We start from the raw sequence: 10,341 nt of genomic DNA on the forward strand, positions 1-10,341 counted from the left end.
AATTTTAGCCTGTAGAAGTGTAGTGAATACAGTTCGAAAGAAGGCTAGAGAAGCCGAGTTAAATCGCCGATTAAGTCCCTCAGGACTTAATAAAATGCCTGTTGAAGTTTCTAATTGACTACAAAGTTGAGTAAGAGAGGTAGTAGCGATTTGTTGATTTAACCATACACACAAAGATAAAAAATGGTGCCCATGGCACTTACGTTTTCGTTTCATTCCGCCTGCTTCTATAGCTAATTGATTAAGTGTAGCGGGAGACATATAGCGATATAGCTCTTTGGAAAATAAAGACAACTCTTATTTTTGATGCATATTCATAAAAAGCACGTCACCCTTTCTCATTAACATAAGAGAATAGTAACGTGCTTTTAACTTTAAGAATAGTCTAAATCCTTAAGTTGATGGATGTGTGGAAGGACCCTATGCCAATCAAGTTAAGACATTATAATATCCCATAACGAAAATTATTCGCATGATGATCCTTTTAGAGTAATTATCAAGTTAATTTAAATTGCATCCGCATAGGGGAGGGAGTGGGAGTTCTAAACATTTGTTTGAATACTAATCACTTCAATCGTATTCCTTCGAATGCATTTATTACCAAGTCATGCACATAGGAATCATCCAACTTTTCACCAGTTACTAGCAACCGATAGAAAATTGGTCCGTAAATGAGATCGATGCTTAAGTCAACATCGAGGTTTTCTTTTAATTCGCCTCTTTTAATTCCCTTCTCCAGAAGTTGCTTTGCTTGCAGGCGACGTGGTTGGAAATATCGAGCACGATATTCCTCTGCTAGTTTCGAATCAAATTGCCCTTCGCCAACTAACTCAGTAATAATAGTGCCTTCTCGACTTATTAAAAAACTGGCTAAACTTGTGGCGTGAGTTAAGATATCAGTCAATGCTGAACCCGTGTCAGGTACAGGCAATCTGGCTGCAGCAGCAGAAAGAAAACCATCCATTACCACAGCAGCCTTATTTGGCCACCATTTATAAATCGTAGCTTTGCTAACTTTAGCGCGGTCTGCAATTTTATCTACTGTGACTGCTTTAAAGCCACTTTCCAGTAATAACTCATAGGATGCAGAAAGTATAGCCTTTTGGGTTTCGATATTACGTGGTCGACCTCTTTTACCTTGCACATTAATCATTCCTTTCAAGAACATAAACTATACGTTTAGTATACTTAATATGAACGAATAATAAAATAGCCTATTTACAAAACTGAACGTTTAGTATATATTTTAGGTAATCAATAAACTAAACATTCAGTTTATTGATTACCTAGCATCTTATAATGGTAAGGACTTTAAACAGGTTCCCAAATTTACAAAGTGAATTACTAAAAAATATTTAGAAAAGGGGAATAAAAAAGTGGGGAAATTGGATCTTTTGAAAGAAGAACGGAAAGTAGTTCAGGCTCACTTTAGAACAATGAACAATGGTAGTGCAGTAGTTCTTACCAAGGCGATTCAGTAATTTTGAAATAAAGGTATGGGAGGAAATAGATATGTCTAATTTTAAAAATAAAGCAATTGATAAGGAGATTTCATCGGGTTTAATCATTCTTCTAGCAACTGCATGTGGTATCATTGTGGCTAATCTTTATTATGCCCAGCCTTTAATTGGGGTAATTAGTAATGTAATTGGGCTTTCTAATAGTAGCGCTGGATTAATTGTAACGCTAACTCAGATTGGATATGTTGTTGGCTTACTATTTCTTGTACCTTTAGGGGATATTGTTGAGAATAGAAAATTGATAATTATATTGTTATTTTTAAGTGCAGTTGCTCTAACTGCCACAGTTTTTGTAAAGAGCGCAATCTTGTTGTTAGTAGCTTCATTCTTTATCGGACTGGGGTCGGTCGCAGCGCAAGTGCTCGTACCCTTTGTATCATACCTTTCATCGGAAGATGCACGCGGTCGTGTAGTTGGTAATGTCATGAGTGGCCTGTTATTAGGTATTATGCTTGCGCGTCCGATATCTAGTCTAGTAGCTGATATCTGGGGATGGAATGCAATATTTGCTTTATCTGCTACTGTAATTATTGTCTTGGCGTTTGTATTATCGAAAGTACTCCCTACTAGGAAACCAACGGCAAAAACAAATTATACCGCCTTACTTAGTTCAATGAGGCAACTACTACGAACTACTCCAATTTTACGCCGTCGTGCAATTTATCATGCTTGTGTATTTGGGGCTTTCAGCTTATTCTGGACCACTGTTCCATTATTATTGTCTAGTCCTGCTTTTCATTTTTCTCAGACTGCCATAGCATTATATGCACTTGTCGGAATTACAGGTGCAATAGCTGCTCCAATAGGTGGTCGTTTAGCGGATCTTGGCTGGACACGGCCCGCCACTGGGATAGCTCTCACTGTTGTTATTATTTCTTTATTACTACCACTTATTATTCAAAGTAGTTCGCCCATCGGAATAGCTGTTTTAGTAATTGCTGCAATTCTGTTGGACATGGGAGTATCTGCAAACCTTGTGCTTAGTCAACGTTTAATTTTCTCATTGGGGCCAGAAATACGTAGTCGATTAAACGGGCTCTTTATGGCTATTTTCTTTTTAGGAGGTGCAGTTGGATCGTTTATAGGAGGATGGGCATATGCCTTAGGTGGATGGAATCTAACATTATGGATAGGAATTGCTTTTCCGATCATAGCCCTTCTTTATTTTTCTACAGAGAAATAGTTTTATAATTGAATTTTAGCAGTCCAGATTTGTTTGAATGCTTATTCATTGGTATGTCCGAGTTTTATAGATTAATGGCGGTTATTTTGAAGTTTGATTTTTTGTCTCTATCGCTAAAAGAGGACAAAACTCACCATTTAAAATGTGCCGAATTCCATTTAGACCATGACAAAAGAGAGCTTGCTTTAGAAAACAAGCCCTCTTTAAAAAAATTACGCAATTGAGATGCTTATATGTTAACAATTATTTTCTTACGATTCCATATGTCTTATGTTGAGAAATAAATTATAAGTGGTTTGATAAAACTAAAATAAATTATTGACATAATATTTTGACGATAATATAATAAATCTCGAATTCAAGATAACTTGTAAAGGATTGGTAATTATGAGCGCGATAAACGATGAGAACTTATCTTTAAAGTTATTTGTTATATTATCAAGGGCGGTACAGTCAATCACTAAGCGAATTGAAGAAGATATAAAAAGTTATGGACTTAATCCAACTGAATTCGCAGTGCTTGAGCTACTGTAAAGTAAAAGCGATCAGCCCATACAAAAAATTGGAGACAAAATATTACTTGCAAGTAGTAGTATCACGTATGCGTCAATTACTTCAGAAGGTATTGAATTGATGGATACTATTTTCCCTCAGCATAAAGAGGCAATTCGGCAAATATTTGGTGGTTTGGACTATATTGAGAAAAAATTGATAATCGAACAGTTGAAGAAATTAGGATATTATGCACAAGAACTATAATTTTTAGAAGTATATCTCGAATTAGTAATATCCTAATTAAATATAAATTAAATAAATAGGAGGAAAAAATTAATAAATGGTAGTACATTTACGAGAATCCAAAATTAAGAAATAATGGAATTGAAATTAGTATAAACTGGAAAGATAGTCGTTATGATAGCGCATACAAATTGTTCTTTTAAATGTGAATCTTTTATAAAGCGGAGAGTGGGTATCAAGAATGGAATTACGTCATTTAGAGTATTTTATTCAAGTTTGTAATAATGGTAGTTTTACTAAAGCTGCGGAAGTTCTAGGTATTTCACAGCCGACTTTAAGTCAACAAATACGTGTGTTAGAAGGTGAACTTGATACACCTTTATTTCATCGAGTTGGAAGAGGTATCAAAATTACAGAAGCAGGTAAATTGCTATTTGATAAAGGGAAATTTATCATGCAACAATTTGATGAGGTTTATAACGAAATTTTTGAATTAAAGGGTGTGAAAAGAGGTGTGATTACTATAGGAGGTTTATTAGAAGATCTCACTTATTTAACGCCTTATATTATGAAGTTTCAACAACATTATCCCAACATTGTAGTAAAAATTATAGAATCAGAAGTTGCTGTAAATCAAATCGTTGACAAAAATATTGATATAGGGATCACACGTAGTGCTCAAATTCCAGACACATTAACAAGCACCCTTTTGTATAGCGAAGATCTCGTCCTTGTAATTCCAAAAAATCATCCTTTGAATGAAAAATCATTTATTTCTTTTCGAGAATTAGCAGGGCTGAGTAGAGTAATGGTTTCATGTAGTTGTCGTGAATCGATTAAGATATATTGTGAAAGTTTAGGGTTATCTTTATCTGAAGCAAATATAGAAACAAAATCTTCTATTTCTCTATTAAGCCTTGTATACAATGGATATGGGGTTGCCATAATACCTCTTTCACTGGTTGGCTTTGTTAATAATGATACCTTAAGCATAGTTCGTATTACTGATCCAACACCAAGTCAAGATATTAATCTTATTCACTTTGATGATAAATTTTTAAGTTTTTCAGCACGTATCTTTATGCAGAAGTTAAATGATCCTGAAAAAGTATCATTATAATAGAAACAATAATGCTTCTAGTGTAAAAATTGAAAGTAATTTATAAGTCTTGGGATGAGACTTATATTAAAGTCAAAGGGCAGTGGATTTATATGTGTGGTGTAGTCGATTCAAAAGGGAATACCATTGACTTTTATTTAAGGGAAAAAGGACAGACTTTGCAAGGGGAGAAGTCTGTCAAAAAACAAGTCAAGTCAATCAATGAACTCTTCGGTCTTACCGCATAGTAATAGATTCTGTTAGGGATATACTGCTATTGCGAATGTACATATTATTTGCACCAAAGCTCATATTACCATTATGATCTTAATATCCTTACTATTTGGGTCCGTCTTCGGCCCAAAACCCTTATTATAGAAAGAGAACCACCGGCATTATACCGGTGGTTCTGACTTAGAAAGCAAAGCAAGTACAGCCAATACCCCATTTAGTTCCATCTTTTCCTATTACGGTATGAGTGTGTTGATGGAGAGGGTTACTGCAACGATGAGACTTGTGATTATGGGCATCGCGAGAAAGTATATTATGGGCTAGATTAGCCCCACCATACCCATATACTCCCGTCGGTGCCCAATCGGGTGATGCTGGTGGTAATTCAAGTGATAAATTTTTAAATTCATCATTTCCATAAACAACCTGCCCACCCATAATGGTGAGTAATGATTCAAGGTCTTTGATTTCTTCTTCTGGCACAATAAAGTAGTCAGCAGACAATACAGCAATATCAGCAAACTGACCTACTGCAAGGGTTCCCTTTTTACCTTCATCACCAGAGAACCATGCACTTCCTTTGGAATATAGTTCCAGGGCTACTTTTCTGTCAAGTTTATTCTTTTCATCGTATATCGAAAGACCACCAATGGTTTTTCCGGCAACCATCCAGTAAAGAGCAACCCAAGGGTTATAGCTAGAAACCCTGGTTGCATCACTACCGGCGCCAACAGGTATACCCAGGTCTAGCATACGATAAATCGGAGGAGTACGCTTTGCAGCTTCCTTTCCGTATAAATCAACAAAGTATTCACCTTGGAAAGCCATGCGGTCTTGGATGGCAATACCGCCATTTAAAGCCTTAACACGTTCCATACTACGATCTGAGATTGTTTCTGCATGGTCAAACCACCAGCGTAGACCATTAAAAGGAATTTCTCTGTTGACTTCTTCAAAAACATCTAAGAAACGTGTAATTGACTCGTCATAAGTTGCATGTAAACGGAATGGCCAACGGTTTTCTACCAATAGAGAAATTACTTTCTTTAAGTCAGCTTCCATCATCGTATCTAGTTCGGGCCGTGGCATTTGAAATTTTTCAAAATCGGCTGCCGAGAATACTAACATTTCTCCAGCACCATTCATTTTATACTTATCATTCCCTTGACCCGGAGAAACAATCTTGGCCCATGAAGCAAAGTCATCATATTCATGATTTGGATTTTGCGTAAATAGATTATACGCTATACGCAAAGTTAATTGATCCTTCTCCGCTAAGTGTTCAACAACTTTGTAATCATCAGGATAATTTTGGAATCCACCACCTGCATCAATGACGCTTGTGATACCTAATCTATTTAATTCGCGCATAAAATGGCGAGTTGAGTTAATCTGGTCGTCAAAATTAAGTACTGGAGCTCTACCCAAACTTGAATAAAGAATAGAAGCGTTAGGATTTGCAATTAATAGACCCGTTGGATTACCTCGTTTATCCCGCTCAATTAAACAGCCCGGAGGGTCTGGGGTATCTTTTGTGTATCCCAGTGCACGCAGCCCTGCACGATTTACAAGTGCTCTATCGTAAAGATGTAGCACAAAGACAGGCGTGTCTTCAGAAACAGCATTAATCTCTTCCAAAGTTGGCATCCGTCTCTCTTTAAATTGAAATTCAGACCAACCTCCAACTACTCTTACCCACTGAGGAGCAGGTGTACGCCTTGCCTGCTCTCTAAGCATTTCCAAAGCAATAGCAAGTGATGGCACACCCTCCCAACGTAATTCCATATTATAATGAAGACCGCCACGAATAACGTGTATATGAGAGTCATTCAAGCCCGGAATAGCTCTCTTTCTTTTAAGGTCTATTTTTTTGGTTTTTTCTGTAGCACTATTAAGAAGCTCATCTCCACCTACGGCAGTGACTAAACCATCAGTTATGGCGATAGCCGATACCTCAGGTTGAGAGGGATCAAGGGTAGTGATTTTTCCGTTATATAAGATCATATCCGGTAGATTCATGTTCACACCTCGTCTACTTTCTATTATTTTGTAACCAGGGATGAAATATTTTAGCGAGAATCGGCATTACTACCCATGATAGCAAGGACACTATACATGCAGCCACACAAAAAGATGACAAAATGGTATTCATATTTATTATAATTGGCCCTAACAACATAGGAACTAAAATGCTAAGAGGCCATACACCAAGAAGGGTAACAATAGACATTTTCCATTTTGGCGGTGGAACTGGTGTTTTCGGAGTAACAAACCAATACGCCAAACTGCTTTCAGTTTTGTAAGTTGGATTAGTGGCTTGAAATCGTTCTGCCTCTTTTAACAAATCTCGACGAATATCTGATTCTTGCCAAGCACGTAGATGTTCATACGTATCAAAGCGAAAAACAACAGTATACTCTCTGGATCCGTTATTCGGGACTATTAGATTTACGCCCAAATGTCCGGGAAATTTAGTAGCAACAGCTTCAATTTCATGTCTCCACGCTTCAAACTGTTCTTCTCGCCCCTCTTGAATTTCCCATGTAACAATCGTTGTTACTGAACCACCAGCGTCCATCGCGTTCTCTGTATGTGCTACTCCTTCTTGCTTCACTTTTTTCTACTTGCAAGCGCACCATGCACCATAGTATATGCGTATTCCACGCCTTGACCATAAGCGCCAGTGTGCTCTTTCACAATTTCCATAACATCGTCATAAGTGTCTTTTCGTGCCCAGTCACGTTGGTATTCAAGTAAAACTTGAATTGCTGTCACTGGAATTGCTCCAGCTTGTTCTACACGACGCATAGCAGCGTTATGTGCTGTCAAACTAGTACCACCTGAAGCATCATCAACTGCATAAACTTCATAGCCAGCTTTAATTGCTTCAAGCACAGGGAATGCAAGGCAAACTTCAGTCCAAAGTGCTGCAAATATCAATTTCTTTCTACCTGTTGCTTTAACTGCCTCAACAAATTTTGAATCTTCCCAAGAGTTCATTGAACTACGTTCTATAATTTCATGGTTTGGGAATATGTCAAGAATTTGTGGCCAAAAATAACCAGAAAAGCTGCGTGTTTCAACTGTAGTAAGAATAGTAGGTACGTTAAAAGCTTTTGCTGATTTAGCAAGCAGCATAACGTTATTAATCAATGTTTGTCTGTCAATGCTTGCAACTCCAAAAGTCATTTGAGGCTGAAAATCGATCAAAATTAATGCACTGTTCCCCGGATTTAACAATTCTAAATTACTCATAATAAAACACTCCTTTTTTAATTGTTTTAAATGAAGTTTTTTGAAAGAAACATATTTTCCGTTAATTCCAGCTGTAATCGTAAAAATAAAAGCTTTGCTATACTTCTTAATTTAAAAGAGAGCACTGATTTAATCAGCGCTAAATTTATACTATCCACTTTTTTAAAAAGTGATTTATAGCTATTTCTTTGGAATACATTTATGCATTTTGTTTACTAAAATCTCGCTGAGCTCTCCTATAACTTCCAATTATATTTTGATAACCTGGAAGATTACTAGCAAGCAAATTGCCAAAACCCTCGACATCGTTGCGCCAATCGCGTTGTAATTCACACGCTACGCTAAACCAGTTCATAAGTTGCACGCCACTATGTGCCATACGCGTATTGGCAGCATCTGCAACTTGTTTACTGAAAGTTCCTGAAGCATCAGTAACAGCAAATACTTCATACCCAGCTTTTATAGCAGAAAGTGCCGGGAAAGCAACGCAAACATCCGTAACTACGCCCGCGATGATAAGTTGTTTTTTTCCAGTTTCTTCGATTGCTTTTACAAAATCATCATTATCCCATGCATTAATTTGTCCAGGTCGAGCTATTTTTGGTGCGTGAGGAAAGAGATCAACCAATTCTTGCATTAAAGGTCCGTTAGGTCCGTGTTCAAAGCTTGTTGTTAAAATAACTGGTAAATCAAAAAACTTAGCAGTGTGAGCAAGAGCTAAAACATTGTTCTTGAATTCATCAACACCATAGTCACGTACTAGTCCGGACATAAGACCAGTTTGATGATCTACTAAAAGAACGACAGCATCATCTTTGTTAATACGAGAATAGAGATCAGCCAATATGTATTCCTCCTAAAAACTAAGTAATCGAAGAAAGTTTAAATAGTGGAATATTATCATAAATTTCTTCGTTTGTTACGAGTAGCTTATAACTAAACTGACCGTTAATATTAATTATAGCAGCGTTCACAGAACATGAAGCGCTATACAAATTTATAGTATTTGAAAACCAATTCATTAATCAATTATAAATTATCTATAATTTATATAGGTGGTAACTATAGTTATTTTTACCATAAAATTGATTGATTTTACCTATACATTCTATAGATAGAACAATATTGATAGTTACCTATTTTTGTTATTAGAATTGGATTTGAGGAATGTTCAGCAATTATTTCATGATGAAAAAGGTATTAGATGGGGAATTGTTACAAAAACAGAAAATGAATTCATCGGAACAATAGAGTTTCATGCTTAGAGTTCACAACATAAACGTGCATAAATAGGTTACGAAATTCATCCGGATTATTGAAGAAAAGGATATATATTAGAATATTTTTTGGAGGCAGAAGAATGACAAAAATTACTGTAGGAACCGAAAATCAAGCACCAATTGAGATATATTATGAGGATCATGGTATAGGAAAACCAGTAGTACTAATTCATGGCTGGCCGTTAAGTGGTCGATCTTGGGAATACCAAGTTCCCGCTCTTGTTGAGGCTGGATACAGAGTTATAACATATGATCGTCGAGGCTTTGGAAAGTCATCTCAGCCGTGGGAAGGATATGAATATAATACCTTTACTTCTGATTTACATCAACTATTAGAACATTTAGATCTTCAAAATGTCACACTTGTTGGTTTTTCTATGGGTGGAGGTGAGGTAGCTCGGTACATTAGTACATATGGAACAGATCGTATTGAAAAGGCTGTTTTTGCTGGAGCAGTTCCTCCTTATTTATACAAATCAGAGAGTCACCCTGAAGGGGCATTAGATGATGCAGCAATTGAAGAATTCAAAAGTGGCGTGATAAATGACCGCCTTGGATTTCTTGACGAATTTACTAAGGGATTTTTCGCAGCTGGTAATCGAACAGATTTGGTTAGTGAGCCATTCCGTTTATATAATTGGGATATTGCAGCTAGTGCATCACCTAAAGGAACGCTCGATTGTATCACCGCCTTTAGTAAGACAGATTTTAGAAAGGACTTGGAAAAGTTCAATATACCTACTCTTATTATTCACGGTGACTCTGATGCAACTGTACCTTTTGAGTTAAGTGGAAAACGCACATATGATTCCATTCCTGGTAGTAAACTCGCTCTAATACAGGGTGGTCCTCATGGATTAAACGCAACTCATGCAAAAGAATTTAATGAAGCATTATTAACATTTTTAAAAGACTAATCTTTGAGGAACTACCAGTTGCGGTTCAACAGCAATATCAAGAATAATAACACGAATTTATCGATTAGAGGTTTTTCAGGTTACTTAGGGGTATTTCCACACATCCATCAACTTAAGG

9 protein-coding genes and 2 pseudogenes are annotated in these 10,341 nt (G+C 36.6%); 5 read left to right on the top strand and 6 right to left on the bottom strand.

All coding sequences use genetic code 11. The annotated features are described in order from the left end of the window. Positions 1 to 261: pseudogene (locus tag VK90_RS17270) on the bottom strand (IS4 family transposase); the annotation flags it as partial. A 304-nt stretch (positions 262 to 565) separates the two neighbouring features. After that, positions 566 to 1,153 (bottom strand): TetR/AcrR family transcriptional regulator, encoded by a 588-nt coding sequence (locus VK90_RS17275; protein WP_141528961.1) that lies wholly within the window; start codon positions 1,151 to 1,153, stop codon positions 566 to 568. Positions 1,154 to 1,512: 359 nt separating this feature from the next. On the opposite strand from VK90_RS17275, the gene VK90_RS17280 reads away from it, so the two are divergent. The 4 genes and pseudogenes from VK90_RS17280 (at position 1,513) to VK90_RS31435 (ending at position 4,788) form a co-directional block, all read left to right on the top strand. Continuing rightward, a complete protein-coding gene (locus VK90_RS17280) occupies positions 1,513 to 2,703 on the top strand; it encodes an MFS transporter (protein ID WP_048374219.1) in 1,191 nt (396 codons plus the stop codon). 387 nt (positions 2,704 to 3,090) lie between these two features. Further along, positions 3,091 to 3,462, top strand: a pseudogene (locus VK90_RS29905) (MarR family winged helix-turn-helix transcriptional regulator). A 220-nt stretch (positions 3,463 to 3,682) separates the two neighbouring features. Next, entirely contained in the window at positions 3,683 to 4,561 is an 879-nt protein-coding gene (locus VK90_RS17290) for a LysR family transcriptional regulator (RefSeq protein WP_048374220.1), read from the top strand. Between the two features lie 29 nt (positions 4,562 to 4,590). Further along, the gene (locus tag VK90_RS31435; RefSeq protein WP_048374221.1) at positions 4,591 to 4,788 is read left to right on the top strand and encodes a DDE-type integrase/transposase/recombinase; all 198 of its coding nucleotides are present in this window, start codon (positions 4,591 to 4,593) and stop codon (positions 4,786 to 4,788) included. A gap of 166 nt (positions 4,789 to 4,954) precedes the next feature. On the opposite strand, the gene VK90_RS17300 is transcribed toward VK90_RS31435, so the two are convergent. From VK90_RS17300 to ycaC, 4 genes are all read right to left on the bottom strand, one after another. After that, positions 4,955 to 6,790, bottom strand: coding sequence for an amidohydrolase (locus tag VK90_RS17300; protein ID WP_048374222.1), 1,836 nt, complete (start codon positions 6,788 to 6,790; stop codon positions 4,955 to 4,957). Positions 6,791 to 6,803: 13 nt separating this feature from the next. Then, positions 6,804 to 7,385 carry an antibiotic biosynthesis monooxygenase gene (locus VK90_RS17305; protein ID WP_048374223.1) on the bottom strand — a complete coding sequence of 194 codons (582 nt, stop codon included), beginning with the start codon at positions 7,383 to 7,385 and terminating at the stop codon, positions 6,804 to 6,806. After that, positions 7,382 to 8,026 carry a hydrolase gene (locus tag VK90_RS17310; protein ID WP_048374224.1) on the bottom strand — a complete coding sequence of 215 codons (645 nt, stop codon included), beginning with the start codon at positions 8,024 to 8,026 and terminating at the stop codon, positions 7,382 to 7,384. Before VK90_RS17310 ends, VK90_RS17305 begins: the two co-directional genes overlap by 4 nt. A 199-nt stretch (positions 8,027 to 8,225) precedes the next feature. Further along, a complete protein-coding gene (ycaC, locus tag VK90_RS17315) occupies positions 8,226 to 8,870 on the bottom strand; it encodes an isochorismate family cysteine hydrolase YcaC (RefSeq protein WP_048374225.1) in 645 nt (214 codons plus the stop codon). Positions 8,871 to 9,386: 516 nt separating this feature from the next. Here ycaC and VK90_RS17320 point away from each other — a divergent pair. Next, complete coding sequence (locus VK90_RS17320) at positions 9,387 to 10,223, top strand: alpha/beta fold hydrolase (RefSeq protein WP_048374226.1); 837 nt, start codon at positions 9,387 to 9,389, stop codon at positions 10,221 to 10,223. Positions 10,224 to 10,341 lie beyond the last annotated feature (118 nt).

The sequence above is a fragment of the Bacillus sp. LK2 genome (genome assembly GCF_001043575.1).
GTDB lineage: Bacteria > Bacillota > Bacilli > Bacillales > Bacillaceae_G > Bacillus_A > Bacillus_A paramycoides.

What these genes read in the sequence shown, in the direction of transcription:
- VK90_RS17275 (WP_141528961.1), bottom strand. Translation starts at nt 1,153, where the DNA reads ATGATTAATGTGCAAGGTAAAAGAGGTCGACCACGTAATATCGAAACC.
- VK90_RS17280 (WP_048374219.1), top strand. Translation starts at nt 1,513, where the DNA reads ATGTCTAATTTTAAAAATAAAGCAATTGATAAGGAGATTTCATCGGGT.
- VK90_RS17290 (WP_048374220.1), top strand. Translation starts at nt 3,683, where the DNA reads ATGGAATTACGTCATTTAGAGTATTTTATTCAAGTTTGTAATAATGGT.
- VK90_RS17300 (WP_048374222.1), bottom strand. Translation starts at nt 6,790, where the DNA reads ATGAATCTACCGGATATGATCTTATATAACGGAAAAATCACTACCCTT.
- VK90_RS17310 (WP_048374224.1), bottom strand. Translation starts at nt 8,026, where the DNA reads ATGAGTAATTTAGAATTGTTAAATCCGGGGAACAGTGCATTAATTTTG.
- VK90_RS17320 (WP_048374226.1), top strand. Translation starts at nt 9,387, where the DNA reads ATGACAAAAATTACTGTAGGAACCGAAAATCAAGCACCAATTGAGATA.